Here is an 18,853-nt window from a genome sequence, read left to right on the forward strand (position 1 = left end):
ACGCACTGTCGCAATACATCGGAGGACACATGTCCCGTCATCTTCGTCTGCTGGCCGCCCTGGTCGCGGCGTTCGCACTGGCTGCTGCCGGCCTCGTCACTGCCTCGGCGCAGGCCGCCACGAGTGCCACGGCCTCGGGCCGGGTCGTCGACACCGAAGGCGTGGGGGTCCGCGGGCTGAGCGTGGTGGCATACAAGGGCGATGACGACTTCGCCTACCTCGGGACGACCCGCAACGGCGGCCTCTTCAGCTCGGGCTCCGACAGCGATCTCACCGCGGGCACGTGGACGATCGAGATCTCCGACGACGACGAGAACTCGGAGTACGCGACGACCACCAAGCAGGTGACGATCGTCGCCGGGGCGAACGCGCTGGGCGACATCGTGGTGCAGCAGGCGTCCCACGCCGAAGGCTCCGTCACCGCCCCGTCGGGTCGAAAGCTGAAGAACGTCGAGGTGCTCTCGCTGCCGGGCGACGGCACGTTCCCTGAGGACCCGGACCCGTCGTTCTTCGACCAGATCCAGTTCGCGGTCACGGGTCTCGACGGAGGGTTCCGGCTCTCCGGCCTCGCGGTCGGCCAGCACACCGCGTTCGCGGTGTTCGAGGAGGACGTGGCGCCGCCGACCCGTCACGTCACGTTCGACGTGGCGACCCCGGGGCAGACGGTCACCGGCGTCAACCTGACCAAGATCAAGGTCTACCCGTCCGCCCGCATCAAGGGCACGTCGCCGGCCAAGGGCAAGGCGACGCTCACGCTGTCCGTCAGCGCCGCGCAGTACGGCATCCCCAACGCGGGTGGCCGGTTCGACCTCTACCTCGGCACGAAGAAGATCCGTTCCGCGGTCGGATTCACCAACGGCAGCCGCACGGTGCACCTGGTCGGACTCGCCAAGGGCAAGCGGACGTTCAAGTTCAAGTACCTCGGTTCGACCGACACCCGCCAGAAGTGGTCCAACAAGATCACCGTCACGATCAAGTAGCACCGCGGATCCGCTCTGGCGTCGCGTGGCCTCCACTGCCATGCTCGGGGACGGAAACAGGAGGTCTGCATGGCACTCGTCGAGGTCAACGGCGCACAGATCAACATCGAGGACACCGAGGCACCTGTCGGCCGGCCTGACGCCGCGACCGTGGTCTTCGGCCATGGCCTGCTGTTCAGCGGCCGGATGTTCGACGACCAGGTCGAGCGGTTGGCGCCGCGCTACCGCTGCGTGACGATCGACTGGCGGGGACAGGGCCGGTCGCCCGCGGCATCCGGTGGCTACGACATGGACACGCTGGCCGACGACGCGACGGCGATCATCAAGGAGCTGGCCCTCGGCAAGGTGCACTGGGTGGGGCTGTCGATGGGCGGGTTCGTCGGCATGCGCCTGGCCGCCCGGCGTCCGGAGCTGATCCGCTCGTTGAGCCTGATCGACACGAGTGCTGGTCCCGAGGACCCCGAGAAGGTCGGTCAGTACCGGCTGCTCGCCAAGATCTACGGCCTGTTCGGCCTCGGCCCGGTCACGTCACGGGTCAAGCCGCTCCTGTTCGGGCCGACGTACCTCAAGAGCCCCGAGTCCGAGCCCCAGGTCGAGGCGTGGCTCAACGAGGTCAAGGCCGCGAAGCGATCAGGCATGAAGCAGGCGATCTACGGTGTCACCGACCGTGAGCCCATCGCCGACGAGCTGGGCAACGTCACGGCGCCGACCCTCGTCGTCGTGGGCGCCGACGACGTAGCGACCCCCGTCGCCAAGGCCGAGACGATCCACAAGCTGATCCCCGGCTCGCAGCTCGAGATCGTGCCGGACGCGGGTCACTCGAGCACGATCGAGCAGCCCGACGCGATCAGTGACCTCCTCGAGGCGTTCATCGACCGGAACTGACCGGCGGATCGAAGACCCACGGCTGCGTGGACAGCGCCGCAGGGTCGAACGACTCCAGCAGCTCGCGTGGACTGCTCCCGGTGGCACCGACGGAGTCCGCGATGAGGGCGAACACGTCGACGCCGGCGTCGCGGAGCTCCGCGTACGTCACCGCTCCGTCCCGCTTAGCGAGTCGCTGACCCGCCGGGTTGAGCGCCAACGGCACGTGGACGTACGTCGGCGGGGCCGTGCCGAGCAACGTCGCCAGGTAGGCCTGACGCGGTGCCGAGGCCAGCAGGTCGTCGCCGCGTACGACCTGGTCGACGCCTTGCGCGCCGTCGTCGACAACGACGGCGAGGTTGTAGGCGGGCACGCCGTCGCCCCGTCGCAGCACGAAGTCGTCGACCGCCCCTTCGTACGTGCCGTGCAGCTTGTCGGCGACCGTGAACGTCGCCACCTCGCTGCGGAGCCGCAGCGCGGCCGGACGTTCGGCTCGCCGCACCGCCCGCTCGGCCTCGGTCAGGTCGCGACACGTGCCGGGGTAGGCGCCGGGTGGGTGATGGGGTGCCGTCGGCGCCTCGAGGATCTCCCGGCGGGTGCAGAAGCACTCGTAGACCCGGCCCTCGCCCTCGAGACGACCGATCGCGGCTTCGTAGAGATCGAGGCGCTGCGACTGGCGCACCGGTGCGCCGTCCCAGTCGAGCCCGAGGGCGCGCAGGTCGTCGAGCTGGCGCTGCTCGGCTCCGGGCCGTACGCGATCGAGGTCCTCGACCCGGATGAGGAAGTCACGCCCGGAGCGTCGGGCCCACAGCCACGCCAGGAGGGCGGTGCGGAGGTTGCCGATGTGCAGGTCTCCCGACGGCGAAGGGGCATATCGTCCGGCGCTCACCACTTCAGTATGTCGCCGGGCTACGACTCGGCCGGGACGGTGATGCTGGCGACCGTGAACGTCCCGCACCCCTCACCGTTGGGCTCGTAGCTGCGCGCCGTGGCGGTGGAGGTGAATGTCCGGGTCGCTCCGGCCTGCGTCACCGTCAGCGTGACCGTCAGTCGGCCCGGCGGCAGGTCCGGGACGTCCGCGGTCGCGGACAGGTCGCGCCGGCTGAGGATCCGGCGGCACCGGGTCTGGCCGTCCGTCGTGGTGCAGTCCTGCAGGAACCGCAGCTTGGCGGTCTTGCAGCCATCCTTGCCGCACACCTTCGCCTGGCCGGTGGCCGGGATCGTCGGATCGCTGCCCAGGAGGTGAATGCTGACCGACGGACCGGGCCCGGCCAGCGTGCAGATCGTGGAGCTCTGGGCGAGCGTGGCCACGTACACGGCCGCCGCGACGAGGACCACCACGAGCTCGGCTCCGGCCCAGCCCAGCCCCTTCTCGCGCGCGCCGACCTTCACAGCAGTTTCTCGATCTGGTGCCACACCGCGTCGACGCGGTCGTGGGTCGCCAGGCCGCGGGTGACGTACGCGCAGGAGTAGCCCTTCGCGGTCGACACCCAGGCGGACGAGCCGCCGATGCCGCCCATGCCGATCTCGACGTCGTCGCGCTGGAAGCCGAACGTCCACGACACCTCGCGGTCGAGCACGAGGTCGTGACCGGCCGCCTGCACCGAGGTGTACTCCCGCAGCAGCTCGGGCCCGATCCGCTGGGCAACCGGGCCGTCGGGGTCGAGCAGGCCGGCGTAGAACCCGGCGAGCGCCGACGCCGTGGCGTGCAGCCCGATCGCGGGGAACCAGTCCGTACGCCAGCGGTCGCTGTTGACCAGGTCGACGTCGAGCGGACCTGTTGGTCGGTCGAGGGAGGCGGTCAGTGCGTCGTTCGGGCTGGTGAGGTAGCCGTCGGCCCAGCCGGGGTCGAGGTACGCCAGGTCGGCGACGCGCGGCAGGTCGGCGTCTTGCACGGAGAGGTGCAGGTCCCAGTCGTACGTCGTGGCGAGGCCGGCGAACCTGTCGACCAGACTCTCGCCGGTCGCCTTCTGCACGACGCCGTGGAGCAGGTGCCCGTACGTCAGTGCGTGCTCGGCGATGCCCTCGCCGGGAGCGTGCAGGGGCACGGCGTCGGCGAGCGCCTCGACGAGCGCCTCGCCGTCGAGCGGGTCGATCGTCGAGGCCGCCGGCGGGAACGCGTAGAGGCCGGACTGGTGCGACAGCACGTGGCGCAGGGTCGTGGTGCCCTTGCCGTGCGAGGCAAACGCCGGCCAGACGTCGGCGATCGGCTGGTCGAGCCCGATCGCACCGTCGGCCACCGCGGTGAGGGCGGCAAGAGCGGCGAACGGCTTCGCCACCGAGTACGTGTGGACCAACGTGTCGACCTGCCACCGGTCGCCGCTGTCGTTGCGGGTGCCGACCGCGAGGTCGAGCACCTGCTCGCGGCCGTGCCACACCGAGACGCCGGCGCCGATCTCGTCTCCGGAGTCGACGGATCGCTGCACGAGGTCGACGACCGACGACCAGTCGGGCTCACGAAGCATGGCGACACAGTGCCATGTCACACACCGCGCGGGGGTGGAGTTGGCGCATTAGGCTCGAGGCATGGCCGAGATCCACACGCCGGACGAGCCCGACTCCGTGGCGGACCGCCCGATCGGCACCCGCTCGTTCATCTACGGGACCAAGACGCTCGCGACCGCGGTGGTGGCGCTGATCCTCACCATCGTCAACGGCGGTGACACCCAGCCGGCGTTCTGGGTCCTGGTGTCCGCGGGCGTGCTCGGCGTGATGTTCAGCCTCATCGAGCGCACGACCACCCGTGGAGCCGAGGTGGTCAGCCATCGCCGGGTCAACCTCGACGTGCTCGGCACGGTCCTGCTCGCAGTGGTGGTGAACCTCGTCGTCCACGTCGCCCAGCGTTGAGTCAGGGCAGCGGCTTCTCGTAGTGCTTGTAGACGGTGTCGGCCTGGTAGCCGCTGCGGTCGTAGACAGCCTGCGCGCGAAGGTTGGTGTGCGCGGTCGACAGCTCGATCGCGATCGCGCCGGCGTCGACGGCCAAGGTCGCCGCGGTGTCGAGCAGCGCGTCGACGGCGCCCGTGCCGCGTGCCTCCTCTGAGACGTACAGGTCGTTGAGGATCCAGATCGGGGCCAGTCGGGTCGACGAGAACGCGGGGTAGATCTGGCTGAAACCGACCGCCACGCCGTCGTCGTCCTGCGCGATCAGCACGATCGACTCGTCGCGCGCCAGCCGGCTGGCCAGGAACGACGCCGAAGCATCCAGGTCGTACGGCTCGCCGTAGAACTCGCGGTACGCCGCGAAGAGGGGAGCGGCCTGGGAGACGTCGAAGAGCTGCGCGCGGATGACCTTCACCGGAACAGGGTCCCACGGACCTGCGCCCGGCGACCGGATAACGCCTGAGCGCTCAGGTCGTTGGTGCCGGTAGAGATGTCTACGCGGTGCGCCTCGGGGGCGTGGGGCGGCGTACGTGCGTGGCCCCGATCAGGAGGCACCATGGACGAGGCACTTCGCGACTACGCACGGGGCCTGGCGATCGTCGCCGCGCTGGTCCTCATCGCCCTGGCCTTCGTCATCAACCCCATGCCGTGGTCGCCCTTGGGCCAGACGACGGACCACGACGGGCGTTCGGGCACCAACGGAGCACCGTCGATCGACCTCTCACACTTCGACATCCCTGACGGCTGGGCTCCGGGGGAGGGCGTCCGGCTCGTCATGCCGGGCGCGCCGGCCTCGAGCACCTGATCGCTATCGGCAGAGTGTGCGTACGACCTGCAGGCCCTCCGGCGTACCCGGCCAGTGCCGTTCGAGCGCCTCGGGACCGGCGGCGCGTACGACTGAGCGGAGCACCAGCGCGACGATGACGATGTCGTCGGCGTAGCCCAGGACCGGGATGAAGTCGGGGACCAGGTCGATCGGCACCGCGAGGTAGCCGAGGAGCAGGACCAGGCGTACGCGAATCCCGCGCGGGAGGCCCCGGTCGCCCGCCAGGCGCTTGACGAGTCGTAGCAGGTCGGGCACGAGCCGCGCCGCGTCCCGCACGGTCAGCTCGTCGGGCTTCACGCGCCAGAGGATCGCCAGCATCGCCAGCCAGATGACCAGGAGGCTGGCCACGCAGACGCCTGCGATCCCCACCCAGTTCGGCACGCTTCGCATCCTGTCACTCCTTGAGCCCAGGTGCGCCGTCGAGAGGGCCGAGGGGCCGGGCGATTAATTCGCTTGGAGGAATCGTCGGTCAGCCCCTACCGTTGATCCAGAGGGCACCGACGCCCCCGACATGAGAGGCACCACCGATGAGTACGTATCGCAGCCATGACGGCGCGACCGGCCTGACCGCCGATCGTGCGCTTCGTGCGCTTCGTGCTGCCATGCCGAAGCGATTCGGATCCGCTGCCTTGGCGACGAATGAGGGCTGCCACGCGCGGCTGTCGTTCGTCCAGGAGCTGCCCATGTAGGTGCCTTTCGCACCCGTCATGCGGGCCGTTCCAGCGAGGCAGACACCTCCTTGGGGCGGCCCTTTTGCATGTCCAGATACAGGTGCCGAGAGAAGCGCCGATGCGGGTGTCAGGCGACGCCACGGGTCTCATGAGCCCGACGGTCCACGTTCGACTCGTGGTCCCGCAACCACTCTTCATCAGACAACACAACAGAAAGGAGGTGACGGCACATGAAGAAGGTACGGACGGAGGACGCGTACGCGCTGATCCTGAACACCACGGCGGTCAACGGTGCGTACGAGCACCCGACGCCGGACGTGGCTTGGGCATGTGCCGGCATCGATCCGGACGTGTTCTTCCCGACCGACGACGACGCCCTCGCTGTCGCCGTCTCGATCTGTGACGACTGTGCGGTGCGGAACCTGTGCCTCACCATCGCCGTGGCGCGGGCCGAGTCCGGGGTCTGGGGCGGCGCTCTCTTCGCTGAGGGCGTGCCGCAGAACGGCGTCAAGCGTCGGGGGCGGCCGTCCAAGATGGCCGTTGCCTGACCGTGCTGGCTGCGCGCGACAGGGACTTGTTCCCAGCAGCCACCTGCGCTCGTGGTCCAGGGGACACGACGCCGGCCTACGAAGCCGGAGACGGAGGTTCGATTCCTCCCGAGCGTGCTGTGTCCGTGGTGTAAAGGCAGCACGCCTCCTTGTGACGGAGGCGGTACCGGTTCAATTCCGGTCGGACACCCAGCCTCCAGTAGCGGACCTACCGTCCGGCTTCCGAAGCCGGGCAGCCTGGTTCGAGTCCAGGTGGGGGCACATTCACCCGATCGACCCATGACTTCGGAAAGGAGGTTGACGGTGAGTACTGACGTGGCGCTCCTGAACGCCTCCTACGAGCGGCTCGGCAGCGTGCCCTTCAAGCACGCCGTCCGCATGCTCTTCCGGGAGGTCGCGACGGTCGAGGAGGGTCGGGTCGATCGCATGATCGGCCCACATCCGTGGCCGACCGTGATTCGTCTCGTGCGCTATGTCGTGACGACGTGGCTCTACCGCGACGGAGCCTGGTCGCGCTCTAACCTGCTGCGCCGCGACCGGCACACGTGCGCCTACTGCGGTCGCCGGGCCGAGACTGTCGACCACATCCTGCCCGCCTCGCGGGGAGGTCTGTGGGAGTGGACGAACACCGTTGCGGCGTGCGGACCCTGCAACCACCGCAAGGGCGACCGCACGCCAGCGGAGGCGCGGATGACGCTGCGGTTCAGTCCCTTCGTTCCGACCCGAGCCCAGCTCGCCGCCATCGGCTGAGCTCGGGTCGGTGCCCGTTCCCGTGGCCGAGTGGAGAGGCAGCGGCCTGCAAAGCCGAAGACGCCGGTTCGAATCCGGCCGGGAGCTCTGGATCCTTCCCTAGCATGGGTGACGAACCCCTAGCTGCCGCCGTGAGACAGGGCTGCGTCTGGTTTCGAGGCTTCGGCCGCTGGCGGCCTCCGCACCTCAACCAGCGTGGTGCTCGCACCCCCAACGGGATTCGAACCCGTGGCTGCCGCGTATGGGCACAGGGCGGCGTCTGGTTTCGAGGCTTCGGCCGCTGGCGGCCTCCGCACCTCAACCAGCGTGGTGCTGCTCTTTGGAGCTGTTGTGGCACCCCCAACGGGATTCGAACCCGTGCTACCGCCGTGAAAGGGCGGCGTCCTAGGCCGCTAGACGATGGGGGCCGGAAAACCCGTTCAGCATAGTGGGTGAAGGATGTGCCGCCCAAACCGCATCAGGCAGGATGGAGGCATGATCGAGGTCAGCGAGGATCGCTTCGCCGAGCTGGTCGAGGCGGCGTTCGACGCGGTGCCGCCCGAGCTCGCGGCGCTGCTCGACAACGTCGTGCTGTTCATCGAGGACGACGCCCCTGCCGACGATCCGACGCTGCTGGGCTTCTACGACGGCATCCCGCTGACCGAGCGCGACACGTCGTACGGCGGGGTGATGCCCGACCGCATCTACGTCTACCGCAACCCGACGCTGGCGATCTGCGACACCGAGGAGGACGTCGTCGAGGAGGTCGGCATCACCGTGGTGCACGAGATCGCCCACCACTTCGGCATCGAGGACGACCGACTGCACGAGCTGGGCTATGCCTGAGATCCGCCGCGCCGACAACCGTTTCCGCACCGACGGCGACGGCGTGACCACGTGGCACAGCTTCTCGTACGGGCGGCACTACGACCCGGACAACGTCGGCTTCGGCCCGCTCATCGCGATCAACACCGAGCGCATCGATGCGGGGCGCGGCTACGAGCTGCACCACCACGCCGACGTCGAGATCGTGACCTGGGTGCTCGAGGGCGCGCTGCAGCACGAGGACGGCACGGGCCACCGCGGCATCATCACCCCGGGCACCGCGCAGCGGTTGAGCGCCGGCACCGGTGTCCAGCACTCGGAGCAGAACGCGTCGAACGACGAGCCCCTGGTCTTCGTGCAGATGATGCTGAGCTCGGACCACGACGCGGAGCCGGAGTACGCGCAGGTCGACGTCGACCCGCGGCCCGGCGAGCTGACCCCGACGGTCGACGTCCACACGTCCGCCGAGCTGTTCGTCGTACGCCTGACCGCCGGCCAGTCCGTGACGGTCCCCGCCGCCCGCCGCAGCCTCGTGCACGTCACCGAGGGATCACTCGTCGTGGGCGACGCGACGCTCACCGAGGGCGATGAGGCCCGGCTGACGGACGAGGGTGAGTACGATCTGAGGGCGTCCAGCGCCGCAACCGCGCTGATCTGGCAACTGCAGAGGTGACACGGATGACGGTCCTCGTCCTCAACGGCCCCAATCTCGGCCGTCTCGGCGTGCGCGAGCCCGACGTCTACGGCACCGCGACGTACGCCGACCTGGTGGCCCGCTGCGAAGAGGTCGCCAAGGAGTCAGGCGTCGAGGTCGACGTACGCCAGACCGACACCGAGTCCGAGATGATCGGCTGGCTGCACGACGCCGCAGACGCGGGCTCGCCGGTGATCCTCAACGCCGGCGCCTGGACCCACACCTCGGTCGCCGTCCGTGATGCGGCGAGCCAGCTCAGCGCTCCGCTCGTCGAGGTGCACCTCAGCAACGTGCACGCCCGCGAGGCGTTCCGCCACACGTCCTACCTCAGCGACATCGCCGCGGCGGTCGTCGTCGGCATGGGCCTGGAGGGCTACGCCGCCGCGATCAGGTATCTGGCTGTCTCTTAGGGCGACCTACGACGCGCGATGTCGTCGACCGGGTCTAACCTGAAACACGTGAAAGGTTGGCAGGCCCACGGGGAAGCCGTTGATCGGTTGCTGGCGTCGTACGCGCGCATAGCTCCAGGAGATCGCGTACGCCTCGCCAAGAAGACGTCCAACCTGTTCCGTCCGCGCCAGGGCAACGACTCTCCGGGCCTCGACGTCAGCGGCCTCGACGGCGTCATCGCGATCGACCCCGAGGCGCAGACCGCCGACGTGCAGGGCATCTGCACCTACGAGCAGCTGGTCGCCGAGACGCTGGCGCACGGGTTCATCCCCTACGTCGTCCCGCAGCTGCGCACGATCACACTCGGCGGCGCGGTGACCGGCCTGGGCATCGAGTCCACGTCGTTCCGCAGCGGGCTGCCGCACGAGTCGGTCCTCGAGATGGACATCCTCACGGGCTCCGGCGAGATCGTGACGGCGGCGCCCGAGGGCGAGCACGCCGACCTGTTCGAGGCGTTCCCCAACTCCTACGGCAGCCTCGGCTACGCCACACGACTCACGATCAAGCTCGAGAAGGTCCCGCCGTTCGTCACCCTTCGCCACGTGCAGGTGGCTGACGCGGCAGCAGCGGTCAAGGCGATCGAGGTCATCGCCGAGACGGGTGAGTGGCACGGCGAGCGCGTCGACGGCCTCGACGGCACGGCCTTCAGCCCCGACGAGATCTACCTGACGCTCGCGCACTTCACCGACACGCCGCAGACGGTCAGCGACTACACCGGCCAGCAGATCTACTACCGGTCGATCCAGACCCGCGAGACCGACGCCCTGACGATGAATGACTACATCTGGCGCTGGGACACCGACTGGTTCTGGTGCTCGGGGGCGTTCGGCGCGCAGAACAAGTGGGTCCGCAAGGTCTGGCCGACCAGGTGGCGCCGCAGCGACGTCTACCACCGGCTCGTCGGGCTCGACGAGAAGATCGGCCTGAGCAAGGTTCTCGACCGCATCAAGAAGGTGCCGGGCCGCGAACGGGTCATCCAGGACGTCGAGGTCCCGGTCGACCGGCTGCCGGAGTTCCTCGAGTGGTTCGACGCCGAGGTCGGCATGCGCCCCGTGTGGCTGTGCCCCCTGCGTACGACGCGGCCGTGGCCGGTCTACCCGCTGACGCCCGGCGAGACCTACGTCAACGCCGGGTTCTGGGGCACCGTCGAGGTGCCGGCCGGCTCACCCGAGGGCATGGTCAACCGCAAGATCGAGGACTTCGTGCACAGCCTCGGCGGGCACAAGTCGCTCTACTCCGAGGCGTTCTACGACCAGGAGACGTTCGAGCAGATGTACGGCGGCGAGGTGCTCGCCGCCGCCCGAGGGCGATACGACCCCGAGGGCAGACTGAGCACCCTGTACGAGAAAGCGGTGAGGAACTCATGACCACAGACGTGGGAGTACGACTGTCGATCGCGGATGCGCTCGGCCGGCTCATGAAGGACGGCCTGCCGTTCCGCTTCGAGGCCTTCGACGGCAGCGTGGCTGGACCGGAGGACGCCCCCATCAAGCTGCGACTCGTCAACGAGCGCGGCCTGTCCTACCTGATGACCGCGCCCGGCGACCTCGGCTTCGCCCGGGCCTACGTCTCGGGTGACCTCGAGCTCGAGGGTGTTCATCCGGGCAACCCCTACGACGCCATGGTCCTGATCATGAGCCAGCTCAAGTTCAAGGTGCCGTCGGCCGCCGAGATGGTGCAGATCGTCCGCAGCCTCGGGTTCGGCAACCTCAAGCCCCCGCCGCCGCCGCCGGAGGAGCACCTCCCCAAGTGGCGCCGTGCGATGGAGGGCCTGCGGCACAACAAGAAGCGTGACGCCGAGGCGATCCACCACCACTACGACGTCTCCAACCGCTTCTACGAGCTCGTGCTCGGCCCATCGATGACCTACACGTGCGCCGTCTTCCCGAGGCTCGACTCGACGCTCGAGGAGGCGCAGTACGAGAAGTACGACCTCATCGCCCGCAAGCTCGACCTCAAGCCGGGCCAGCGGCTGCTCGACATCGGCTGCGGCTGGGGCGGCATGGTCCGCCACGCCGCCAAGCACTACGGCGTCAAGGTGCTCGGCGTGACGCTGTCCCGCGAGCAGGCCACCTGGGCCCAGGAGGAGATCAAGCGTCAGGGCCTCGACGACCTGGCCGAGGTGCGGTTCATGGACTACCGCGACGTCACCGAGACCGAGTTCGACGCGATCAGCTCGATCGGCCTCACCGAGCACATCGGCGTCCGCAACTACCCGGCGTACTTCGGGTTCCTCCACGACCACCTCAAGGTCGGCGGCCGGCTGCTCAACCACTGCATCACGCGGCCGCACAACAAGACCATGTCGACCGGTGCGTTCATCGACCGCTACGTGTTCCCCGACGGCGAGCTGACCGGCGTCGGCCGCATCACCGTCGCGGCGCAGGATGCCGGGCTCGAGGTGCGCCACGTCGAGAACCTCCGCGAGCACTACGCGATGACCCTCAAGGGCTGGTGCGACAACCTCGTCGACAACTGGGACGAGGCGCTGGGCGAGGTCAGCATCGGCCGCGCCAAGGTCTGGGGCATCTACATGGCCGGCTCGCGGCTCGCCTTCGAGCGCAACGAGATCGAGCTGCACCACGTCCTCGCGGTCAAGACCGACGCGCAGGGCAACGCCGACTGGCCGTTGCGGCCGACCTGGGGCAGCTGAGCACCCACCAACGACAACCGGCCCTGACGCGAGAGCGTCAGGGCCGGTCGTGCGTGCGGGTCAGAGGCGAGCGACCTTGGGATCGTCCGTCGCGCCCTTGGTGTCGAACAGGCACTTGGCCGCCGAGGCGATCTCGTCGAGGTCGTACTGCTTGTGGTTCTGCAGCAGGACCGACACGTCGGCCGAGCGGAGCGCCTCGTCGAGGTCGTCGGCCCGGGTCACGCTGACCCCGTTGGGCGTCCAGGTCTCGACGTGCGGGTCGTGGAACACGAGGTTGGCGCCCTTGTCGAGCAGCAGCTGCGCGAGCGCGGTCGCGGGCGACTCGCGCTGGTCGGCGATGTTGGGCTTGTAGGTCACGCCGAGCAGCAGGATCGTCGATCCGCGCAGCGCCTTGCCCTCGTCGTTGAGCAGGTCGATGACGCGCTCGACGACGTACGCCGGCATCTGCAGGTTGATCGATTGCGCCAGCTCGACGAACTGGAACGGCCGGCCGAGGGTCGCGCGCACCTTGTAGGACAGGTAGTTGGGGTCGATCGGGATGCAGTGCCCGCCGACGCCGGGGCCGGGGAAGAAGGCCTGGAAGCCGAACGGCTTGGTCGCCGCGTTGCGGATGACCTCCCACAGGTCGATGTCCATCTCGTGGCAGAACTGCGCCATCTCGTTGACCAGCGCGATGTTGATGTGCCGGTAGGTGTTCTCCAGCAGCTTGGTCATCTCGGCCTCGCGCGTGCCCTTGGAGGGGATCACGGTCTCGATGAAGCGGCCGTAGAACGCTGCGGCGACCTCGGTCGACTCCGGCGTGTGACCGCCGACCACCTTGGGCGTGTTGGCGATGCCGTACGTCGGGTTGCCCGGGTCGACGCGCTCGGGGCTGAAGGCGAGGTGGAAGTCGACGCCGGCGACGAGGCCGGTCTTCTCCAGGATCGGGCGGACGACCTCGTCGGTCGTGCCGGGGTAGGTCGTCGACTCGAGGACCACGAGGTGCTGGCTGCGGAGCTGGCGCGAGATCGTCGTGGTGGCGGCGATGACCGCACCCAGGTCGGGCTCACCCTCGACCGAGAGCGGGGTCGGCACGCAGATGACGATCGCGTCGGCCTCCGCGAGGATGGCCTCGTCAGTCGTCGCGGTGAAGCCGAGCGAGATCATCTCGGCGATGTCGGCATCGGTCAGGTCGTCGATGTGGCTCGTGCCGCTGTTGAGCGACTCGACCATCGCACCGTTGACGTCGAATCCGGCGACGCGGAGCCCGGAGCGAGAAGCCTGCTGGGCGAGCGGAAGCCCGACGTAGCCGAGGCCGATGATTGCCATGTCGATGGACAAGGTCGTTTCCTTCAGGTGGGGTGCGTGGTGCCTGCCGAAGATTACCGCAGCGGGTCACAGGGACTGAAATTCACGGCAATGCCCAGTCGGCGTCAGTGCTTGCCGCGGCCGAGCGCCCGGTAGGTCCAGCCGGCCGCGCGCCAGGCCGCCGGGTCGAGCGCATTGCGTCCGTCGAGGATCCTCCGGGAGTCGACCAGCGCGCCGAGGGCGGTGGGGTCGAGGTCGACGAACTCCTGCCACTCGGTGAGCAGGAGGACCAGCTCGGCGCCCGCGACGGCGTCCTCGGCCGACGGGGCGAACGTGAGCTGGGGCTGCCGCGCCTTGGCGTTGGCGTTGGCCTCGGGATCGGTCACGACGACGTGCGCGCCGAGCTCGTCGAGGCTCGCGGCCACGTCGAGCGCCGGTGAGTCGCGGATGTCGTCGCTGTTGGGCTTGAACGAGGCGCCGAGCACGGCGATGCGGCGGCCCGAGACCGAGCCACCGAGCTCGTCCTGCGCCAGCGCGACCATGCGCTCACGCCGGCGGGCGTTGATCGCGTCGACCTCGCGCAGGAAGCTGAGGGCCTGGTCGACGCCGAGCTCGTCGGCCCGCGCCATGAACGCGCGGATGTCCTTGGGCAGGCACCCGCCGCCGAACCCCAGGCCGGCGTTGAGGAAGCGTCGTCCGATGCGGGCGTCGTGGCCGATCGCGTCGGCGAGCTGGGTGACGTCGGCGCCCGTGGCCTCGCACAGCTCGGCCATCGCGTTGATGAACGAGATCTTGGTCGCGAGGAACGAGTTCGCGGCGACCTTGACGAGCTGTGCCGTGGCGTAGTCGGTCACGATGCGTGGCGTGCCGTCGGCGAGCGGAGCCGCGTAGACCTCGTCGAGCACCTGTGTGGCGCGTTCGCCGGCCGGGCCGTCGGGCACGCCGTAGACGACCCGGTCGGGGTGGAGCGTGTCCTTGACCGCGAAGCCCTCTCTGAGGAACTCGGGGTTCCACACGAGCGTCGCCGACTGGGGAGCCGCAGCGAGCTGCTCGGCGAGGCGCTCGGCCGTGCCGACCGGGACCGTCGACTTGCCGACGACCAGGTCGCCGTCGTTGAGGTGGGGGAGCAGGGCCGTGAAGGCGGCGTCGACGTACGTCATGTCGGCCGCGTCGCTGCCGGCGGTCTGCGGGGTGCCCACGCAGACGAAGTGGACGGTGGCGCCCTGGACTGACGCGGGGTCGGTCGAGAAGGACAGGCGTCCGGTGGCCATGGCCTCGGAGAGCAGGGCGGGAAGGCCGGGCTCGAAGAACGGCGCCTCGCCGCGCTGGAGCGCGTCGATCTTGGCGGTGTCGACGTCGAAGCCGGTCACGTCGTGGCCGAGCGTGGCCATGCAAGCCGCGTGGACGGCACCGAGGTAGCCGCAGCCGATGACGGAGATGTGCACCAATGGAGGCTACCAACCGTGGCCGGGGCCTCGAGGGCGCGTCGCCCCGCGCCGTGACGGCGGTCACGGCCCTCGCACGCGCCAGACGGCGGGCTGGTGGGCATCGGGTAGCCTGACCGAGGCCCTTTCGCTGGCGTGGCAGTGTCCGTCGAGGCGAAACGCGGCCCGCCCGGCACGCCACCGCCCCGACCGTTCCCGAGCCCAGAGGATCGACGCATGACGACCGCTCTGCACCGTTCCAGTGGCACGGAGCTGACGAAGCCCGACCACGGCCGGATGCTGCGGCTCGACATCGAGGGCATCCGCACGATCGCCGTCGGGTCGGTGCTGGTCGGTCACGCCGGGGTCTCGTGGTTCGCGGGTGGCTTCGTCGGCGTCGACGTCTTCTTCGTGCTGTCCGGGTTCCTCATCACCGGGCTGCTGGCCCGCGAGGTCTCGCGGACCGGCCGCGTACGCATCGGCAACTTCTGGGCCCGTCGCATGAAGCGCTTGCTGCCGGCCTCGGCCACGGTGCTCCTGTTCTCGGCGATCGTCACGTACGTCTACCTGCCCATCACCCAGCGCCCGGACTTCGGCGGCGACATCAAGGCCGCTGCGCTCTACGTCGTCAACTGGCGCCTCGCCGCCCGAGGCGTCGACTACCTCGCCGAGGACATCGGCCAGTCGCCCGTGCAGCACTACTGGTCGCTCGCGGTCGAGGAGCAGTTCTACCTGGTCTGGCCGCTGCTGATGCTCGCGATCGGCGTCCTGGCGGCCAAGCGGTGGAAGCAGGGCGCGTTCGTCGCCCTCGGCGTGATCACGGTGGCGTCGTTCGTGTGGTCGGTGGCGCAGACCGCCAGCACCCCCGCGACGGCCTACTTCGTGTCGACGACGCGCGTCTGGGAGCTGGGCCTCGGCGCCCTCCTGGCCTTGGCATCGGCACGGGTCGCACGGTTGCCGTCCGTCCTGCTCGCTGCGGGCGGCTGGCTGGGCCTGGCCCTCATCGCGTACGCCGTGCTGGTCTTCGACAGCAGCACGACCTGGCCCGGGGCCAATGCCTTGGTGCCCACGGTCGGTGCGGCGCTCGTGATCGCCAGCGGCATCACCCGGACGCCTAGGTCGCCGCAGCGACTGCTGAGCCTGCCGCCGATGGTGTGGATCGGCGGGCTCTCCTACTCGATCTACCTGTGGCACTGGCCGATCCTGGTCGCCGCGCAGGCCAAGTTCCCCGACATGCAGGTCCGCTGGGCCGTGCTCCTGATGATCGCGTCGATCGTGCCGTCCTGGCTCTGCCACCGCTACATCGAGAACCCGGTGCGCTTCGGGACGTTCTTCAAGCCCACCGGCCGGGCGCTGGCCCTGGGCGCCGCGCTGACCGCTGCCGGCGTGCTCGTCAGCATCGGCCTGAGCGCATCGGCCGAGAGCGGCCTGCACGAGGCGACCGTCGCACAGGCTCCCGGTGCCGCGGCCCTCACCGATCCGGGCAACAAGGACGTGGTCTGGAGCGACCTCACGCACGTCGACCGGATGCGGCCGCTCCCGGTCGACGCCGGCAACGACCGGCCGCCGCTCTACACCGAGGAGCCCGACTGCCAGGTGCGCGACGGGATCTCCGAGCCCAAGCTCTGCGAGTTCGGCGACACGTCGTCGAACAAGGTCGTCGCGATCGTCGGCGACTCGAAGATGGTCCAGTGGGAGACCGCTCTCAACGACCTGGGCAAGCGCGAGGGCTGGAAGGTCGTGACGATCACCAAGTCGGCCTGCCCCTTCACCGACACGATGGTCACGACCGGCGGCAAGCTCTGGAGCGACTGCCGCGCCTGGGGCAAGGCGGCGCTCAAGAAGATCCTCGAGCTCAAGCCGGACCTCGTGCTGACCTCGCACGGTCGTGCCGCCGCGATTCCCGTCGGCGGCTCGGTCTCGACGCGTCCCACCATCGAGGCGATGGCCGACGGCATGGCCCGCTACTGGAAGACCATCACGGATGCCGGCATCCCGTTGATCGCGATGCTCGACAACCCCAACCCGACCGGCGGCCCGGTCTATGAGTGCGTGGCCCAGAACCTCGATCACCTCGACCGTTGCGCGTTCGACAAGGCCAAGGGCATCTCGGGCTCGGGCGCGCCCACGGCGCTGGCCGCCATGAAGCAGGTCCCCGCGGTCAAGACCCTCGACATGCGCGACCTGGTCTGCCCCGACAAGGATCGCTGCGCGCCGATCATCGGCAACGTGCTCGTCTACCGGCAGGGTTCGCACATCACGCGGTCCTACATCGACAGCATGGAGCCGCAGCTGGCGGAGCGCCTCTACAAGGCGACGTCCGGGGCGTTCGGCGCCCGCTGATCTCCCCGCTGGGTGAGGGCCTCGATGGCCTCGACCGTACGCCGTGAGTTGTCACGGTCCCGGTGGGTGAACGTACGCTCCGCGCGTGCGTCGTAGTCGGGCTCGCGGCTGCAGTCACGGTCCAGGTAGTGCGCGATCGCGTCGATCGTCGCCTCGAGGTCGTGGACGACCGGCCCGAAGCCGTCGCGCTCGACGTCGAACCAGGACGGCGCGGCGTGCCGCTCGCGGTACTCCTCCTCGTCGAACTGCGCGTACACCACGGGGGTGCCCAGGTAGGCGACGTCGAACTGCACCGACGAGTGGTCGGTGACCAGCAGGTCGCACGCGCGGAGCACGTCCTGGATGTCGGCCGCGGCACCGTCGAGCACCTCGACGCGGGAGCTCGCCACGGGTGCGTCCGCGAGGTGGTCGCGGAGGTTGTAGTGCGGCAGGAGCTGCAGCCGGTGATCGTGCTCGTCGAGCAGGTGCAGCAGCCGGGGGCTGGTCAGGAGGTCGACGACGAAGCGCTGATAGGTCGATCCCTCGAAGGGGACGCTGCCCTTGGCGGATCCGCTGAAGAGCTTCGGGGCGAGGTAGAGGCGCCACGTCGGCATGAACAGGATGGTCCGGCTGCGGGGCGCGGGCACGAGCGCGTCGTAGCGGGGGAGTCCGGTCTCGACGACCTGGCGGTCGTAGCCCGAGGTCTCGCGGGCCGCAGCGGTCTCGCCCGGCGTGGCGGTGAGGTAGAGGTCGTAGCCGCCGATCCGCCGGCGGAGCTCCGTGGTGTTGAGGTTGATGCCGTGCTTGAGGTAGACCCTGAACGCGCCGGTCCGCCACGCGAGGCCTCGCACGTACGCGGTGGGATCCCACTGCCGCGGCAGCATGTGCTTGATCGAGTACGCGTTGGCGAGCACCTCGGCGTGCAGCATCAGGACGCGATGCCGCCACGAGGAGTGTGCGACGACCCGGCCCAGCGCGGCGACGCGAACGCGCTGGTCGCTCGCCGGATCGATGACGTAGTAGGCGCGCACGTCCGGCCGCTCCCGACACACGTGGGCGAAGGCGTGGAAGCCGTTGTCGCGGGCGGTGTCGGCGCGCTCGCCGAACAGCCATATCGGACCTCGAGGGACGAGCGGGCGGGTGACGAACCGGGCGATGCGCGCCCGCGCGAACGGTCGGCGCCGGACCAGGTCGCCGAGGTCACGGCGCGCCATGGCCCACCGGGTCGCACCTGTGCGCCCGGCGACCAGCTCGGTGCGGTCGTCGCGGGTCGGCACGCCCTGGATGCTGCGGACACCGGACACCAGTGGACGGGACGACGCCACCATGCCGTCGGACGCCATGGCCGGCACCTCGACGGCGGGCTCGTGCGACGAGACGACCTCGAGTGTCGGGTACGTGCTGCCGTCGGGGATGTCGCTGACCGGCACCTCGGCGGTGAACCCGGTCCACCGCCGCGCCCCGTTCTCGAACCGTGCGGCGGGCACGGTGTCCACGGTCAGGCGGCGACGGCCCGAAGCGTCGGCCAGGTGCAGACGTACGACGTCGTCGGCGGGGTGCGCGCCCTCGGCCGCGTCGCGTCGGCAGGTCCCCGTCACGTGCAGGCGCGTGCCGTCCACTGACAGCTCAAGACCGTGGATGCTCGCCGCGACCGGTCGGGAGGTCGCTGGACCGGCGGGGCTCATCGCCGAGTCGTCGCC

At 69.5% G+C, this 18,853-nt stretch carries 21 protein-coding genes and 4 tRNA genes; 16 read left to right on the forward strand and 9 right to left on the reverse strand.

The features are described from left to right. The first annotated feature begins 29 nt into the window (after positions 1–29). Both ASE12_RS14955 and ASE12_RS14960 read left to right on the forward strand, forming a co-directional pair. On the forward strand, positions 30–980 hold the full coding sequence (locus tag ASE12_RS14955) for a hypothetical protein (protein WP_056402281.1): 951 nt from the start codon (positions 30–32) through the stop codon (positions 978–980). A 69-nt stretch (positions 981–1,049) separates the two neighbouring features. After that, positions 1,050–1,865 (forward strand): alpha/beta fold hydrolase, encoded by an 816-nt coding sequence (locus ASE12_RS14960; RefSeq protein ID WP_056402284.1) that lies wholly within the window; start codon positions 1,050–1,052, stop codon positions 1,863–1,865. Here ASE12_RS14960 and gluQRS read toward each other — a convergent pair. From gluQRS to ASE12_RS14975, 3 genes are read right to left on the reverse strand one after another with little or no spacing between them, the layout of a single operon-like run. Next, positions 1,849–2,733, reverse strand: a complete 885-nt coding sequence (gene gluQRS, locus ASE12_RS14965) for a tRNA glutamyl-Q(34) synthetase GluQRS (RefSeq protein WP_056402287.1) — start codon at positions 2,731–2,733, stop codon at positions 1,849–1,851. The genes ASE12_RS14960 and gluQRS overlap by 17 nt on opposite strands. A gap of 20 nt (positions 2,734–2,753) precedes the next feature. Next, positions 2,754–3,236 carry a hypothetical protein gene (locus tag ASE12_RS14970; protein ID WP_056402291.1) on the reverse strand — a complete coding sequence of 161 codons (483 nt, stop codon included), beginning with the start codon at positions 3,234–3,236 and terminating at the stop codon, positions 2,754–2,756. Then, positions 3,233–4,309 (reverse strand): serine hydrolase, encoded by a 1,077-nt coding sequence (locus ASE12_RS14975; protein ID WP_056402294.1) that lies wholly within the window; start codon positions 4,307–4,309, stop codon positions 3,233–3,235. The genes ASE12_RS14970 and ASE12_RS14975 overlap by 4 nt, the downstream gene beginning before the upstream one ends. Positions 4,310–4,370: 61 nt before the next feature. Between ASE12_RS14975 and ASE12_RS14980 the strand changes: the two genes are divergently transcribed. Continuing rightward, positions 4,371–4,691: a hypothetical protein gene (locus ASE12_RS14980; RefSeq protein ID WP_056402297.1), complete on the forward strand. Its 321-nt coding sequence runs from the start codon at positions 4,371–4,373 to the stop codon at positions 4,689–4,691. A 1-nt stretch (position 4,692) separates the two neighbouring features. Here ASE12_RS14980 and ASE12_RS14985 read toward each other — a convergent pair whose 3' ends face one another. Further along, entirely contained in the window at positions 4,693–5,139 is a 447-nt protein-coding gene (locus ASE12_RS14985) for a GNAT family N-acetyltransferase (RefSeq protein ID WP_056402300.1), read from the reverse strand. Positions 5,140–5,280: 141 nt separating this feature from the next. Here ASE12_RS14985 and ASE12_RS14990 point away from each other — a divergent pair, with 141 nt between their 5' ends. Further along, the gene (locus tag ASE12_RS14990) at positions 5,281–5,529 is read left to right on the forward strand and encodes a hypothetical protein (RefSeq protein WP_056402302.1); all 249 of its coding nucleotides are present in this window, start codon (positions 5,281–5,283) and stop codon (positions 5,527–5,529) included. Between the two features lie 3 nt (positions 5,530–5,532). Here ASE12_RS14990 and ASE12_RS14995 read toward each other — a convergent pair whose 3' ends face one another. Beyond that, complete coding sequence (locus ASE12_RS14995) at positions 5,533–5,931, reverse strand: YkvA family protein (RefSeq protein ID WP_235508922.1); 399 nt, start codon at positions 5,929–5,931, stop codon at positions 5,533–5,535. Between the two features lie 146 nt (positions 5,932–6,077). Here ASE12_RS14995 and ASE12_RS20125 point away from each other — a divergent pair, with 146 nt between their 5' ends. The 6 genes from ASE12_RS20125 to ASE12_RS15020 all read left to right on the forward strand — a co-directional run bounded on the left by ASE12_RS20125 (position 6,078) and on the right by ASE12_RS15020 (position 7,606). Next, a complete protein-coding gene (locus ASE12_RS20125) occupies positions 6,078–6,239 on the forward strand; it encodes a hypothetical protein (RefSeq protein WP_157412958.1) in 162 nt (53 codons plus the stop codon). Between the two features lie 212 nt (positions 6,240–6,451). Beyond that, on the forward strand, positions 6,452–6,769 hold the full coding sequence (locus ASE12_RS15000; protein ID WP_056402308.1) for a WhiB family transcriptional regulator: 318 nt from the start codon (positions 6,452–6,454) through the stop codon (positions 6,767–6,769). A 45-nt stretch (positions 6,770–6,814) separates the two neighbouring features. After that, positions 6,815–6,886, forward strand: a tRNA-Arg gene (locus ASE12_RS15005). Positions 6,887–6,888: 2 nt separating this feature from the next. After that, a tRNA-His gene (locus ASE12_RS15010) sits at positions 6,889–6,959 on the forward strand. A gap of 113 nt (positions 6,960–7,072) precedes the next feature. Then, the gene (locus tag ASE12_RS15015; RefSeq protein ID WP_235508923.1) at positions 7,073–7,519 is read left to right on the forward strand and encodes an HNH endonuclease; all 447 of its coding nucleotides are present in this window, start codon (positions 7,073–7,075) and stop codon (positions 7,517–7,519) included. A 16-nt stretch (positions 7,520–7,535) separates the two neighbouring features. Continuing rightward, a tRNA-Cys gene (locus ASE12_RS15020) sits at positions 7,536–7,606 on the forward strand. A gap of 244 nt (positions 7,607–7,850) precedes the next feature. Here ASE12_RS15020 and ASE12_RS15025 read toward each other — a convergent pair. Continuing rightward, positions 7,851–7,926: transfer RNA gene (locus ASE12_RS15025), tRNA-Glu, on the reverse strand. 67 nt (positions 7,927–7,993) lie between these two features. Here ASE12_RS15025 and ASE12_RS15030 point away from each other — a divergent pair. The 5 genes from ASE12_RS15030 to ASE12_RS15050 are packed head-to-tail and all read left to right on the forward strand — an operon-like array spanning position 7,994 to position 12,120. Continuing rightward, on the forward strand, positions 7,994–8,344 hold the full coding sequence (locus ASE12_RS15030; protein ID WP_056402314.1) for a metallopeptidase family protein: 351 nt from the start codon (positions 7,994–7,996) through the stop codon (positions 8,342–8,344). After that, entirely contained in the window at positions 8,337–8,996 is a 660-nt protein-coding gene (locus ASE12_RS15035; protein WP_056402317.1) for a pirin family protein, read from the forward strand. The genes ASE12_RS15030 and ASE12_RS15035 overlap by 8 nt, the downstream gene beginning before the upstream one ends. A 5-nt stretch (positions 8,997–9,001) precedes the next feature. Next, a complete protein-coding gene (gene aroQ, locus ASE12_RS15040; protein WP_056402320.1) occupies positions 9,002–9,427 on the forward strand; it encodes a type II 3-dehydroquinate dehydratase in 426 nt (141 codons plus the stop codon). Positions 9,428–9,475: 48 nt separating this feature from the next. Continuing rightward, positions 9,476–10,834 (forward strand): FAD-binding oxidoreductase, encoded by a 1,359-nt coding sequence (locus ASE12_RS15045; RefSeq protein ID WP_157412960.1) that lies wholly within the window; start codon positions 9,476–9,478, stop codon positions 10,832–10,834. Continuing rightward, the gene (locus ASE12_RS15050; protein WP_056402325.1) at positions 10,831–12,120 is read left to right on the forward strand and encodes a class I SAM-dependent methyltransferase; all 1,290 of its coding nucleotides are present in this window, start codon (positions 10,831–10,833) and stop codon (positions 12,118–12,120) included. The genes ASE12_RS15045 and ASE12_RS15050 overlap by 4 nt, the downstream gene beginning before the upstream one ends. 60 nt (positions 12,121–12,180) lie before the next feature. Here the strand turns inward: ASE12_RS15050 and ASE12_RS15055 are convergent, their stop codons facing one another. Then, the gene (locus ASE12_RS15055) at positions 12,181–13,440 is read right to left on the reverse strand and encodes a nucleotide sugar dehydrogenase (protein WP_056402327.1); all 1,260 of its coding nucleotides are present in this window, start codon (positions 13,438–13,440) and stop codon (positions 12,181–12,183) included. A 92-nt stretch (positions 13,441–13,532) separates the two neighbouring features. After that, complete coding sequence (locus ASE12_RS15060) at positions 13,533–14,852, reverse strand: UDP-glucose/GDP-mannose dehydrogenase family protein (protein ID WP_056402330.1); 1,320 nt, start codon at positions 14,850–14,852, stop codon at positions 13,533–13,535. 216 nt (positions 14,853–15,068) lie between these two features. Here ASE12_RS15060 and ASE12_RS15065 point away from each other — a divergent pair, with 216 nt between their 5' ends. Next, positions 15,069–17,174, forward strand: coding sequence for an acyltransferase family protein (locus ASE12_RS15065; protein WP_056402334.1), 2,106 nt, complete (start codon positions 15,069–15,071; stop codon positions 17,172–17,174). On the opposite strand, the gene ASE12_RS15070 is transcribed toward ASE12_RS15065, so the two are convergent. Then, positions 17,138–18,838, reverse strand: coding sequence for a CDP-glycerol glycerophosphotransferase family protein (locus tag ASE12_RS15070; RefSeq protein WP_157412962.1), 1,701 nt, complete (start codon positions 18,836–18,838; stop codon positions 17,138–17,140). The two genes, ASE12_RS15065 and ASE12_RS15070, sit on opposite strands and share 37 nt — an antisense overlap. Positions 18,839–18,853 lie beyond the last annotated feature (15 nt).

Source organism: Aeromicrobium sp. Root236 (assembly GCF_001428805.1).
Classification (GTDB): domain Bacteria; phylum Actinomycetota; class Actinomycetes; order Propionibacteriales; family Nocardioidaceae; genus Aeromicrobium.

Coding starts and splice junctions, on each gene's coding strand:
- ASE12_RS14960 (WP_056402284.1), top strand. CDS start 1,050: ATGGCACTCGTCGAGGTCAACGGCGCACAGATCAACATCGAGGACACC.
- ASE12_RS15030 (WP_056402314.1), top strand. CDS start 7,994: ATGATCGAGGTCAGCGAGGATCGCTTCGCCGAGCTGGTCGAGGCGGCG.
- ASE12_RS14955 (WP_056402281.1), top strand. CDS start 30: ATGTCCCGTCATCTTCGTCTGCTGGCCGCCCTGGTCGCGGCGTTCGCA.
- ASE12_RS14975 (WP_056402294.1), bottom strand. CDS start 4,309: ATGCTTCGTGAGCCCGACTGGTCGTCGGTCGTCGACCTCGTGCAGCGA.
- aroQ (WP_056402320.1), top strand. CDS start 9,002: ATGACGGTCCTCGTCCTCAACGGCCCCAATCTCGGCCGTCTCGGCGTG.
- ASE12_RS14980 (WP_056402297.1), top strand. CDS start 4,371: ATGGCCGAGATCCACACGCCGGACGAGCCCGACTCCGTGGCGGACCGC.
- ASE12_RS15000 (WP_056402308.1), top strand. CDS start 6,452: ATGAAGAAGGTACGGACGGAGGACGCGTACGCGCTGATCCTGAACACC.
- ASE12_RS15070 (WP_157412962.1), bottom strand. CDS start 18,838: ATGAGCCCCGCCGGTCCAGCGACCTCCCGACCGGTCGCGGCGAGCATC.
- ASE12_RS14990 (WP_056402302.1), top strand. CDS start 5,281: ATGGACGAGGCACTTCGCGACTACGCACGGGGCCTGGCGATCGTCGCC.
- ASE12_RS15035 (WP_056402317.1), top strand. CDS start 8,337: ATGCCTGAGATCCGCCGCGCCGACAACCGTTTCCGCACCGACGGCGAC.
- ASE12_RS15050 (WP_056402325.1), top strand. CDS start 10,831: ATGACCACAGACGTGGGAGTACGACTGTCGATCGCGGATGCGCTCGGC.
- ASE12_RS15065 (WP_056402334.1), top strand. CDS start 15,069: ATGACGACCGCTCTGCACCGTTCCAGTGGCACGGAGCTGACGAAGCCC.
- ASE12_RS20125 (WP_157412958.1), top strand. CDS start 6,078: ATGAGTACGTATCGCAGCCATGACGGCGCGACCGGCCTGACCGCCGAT.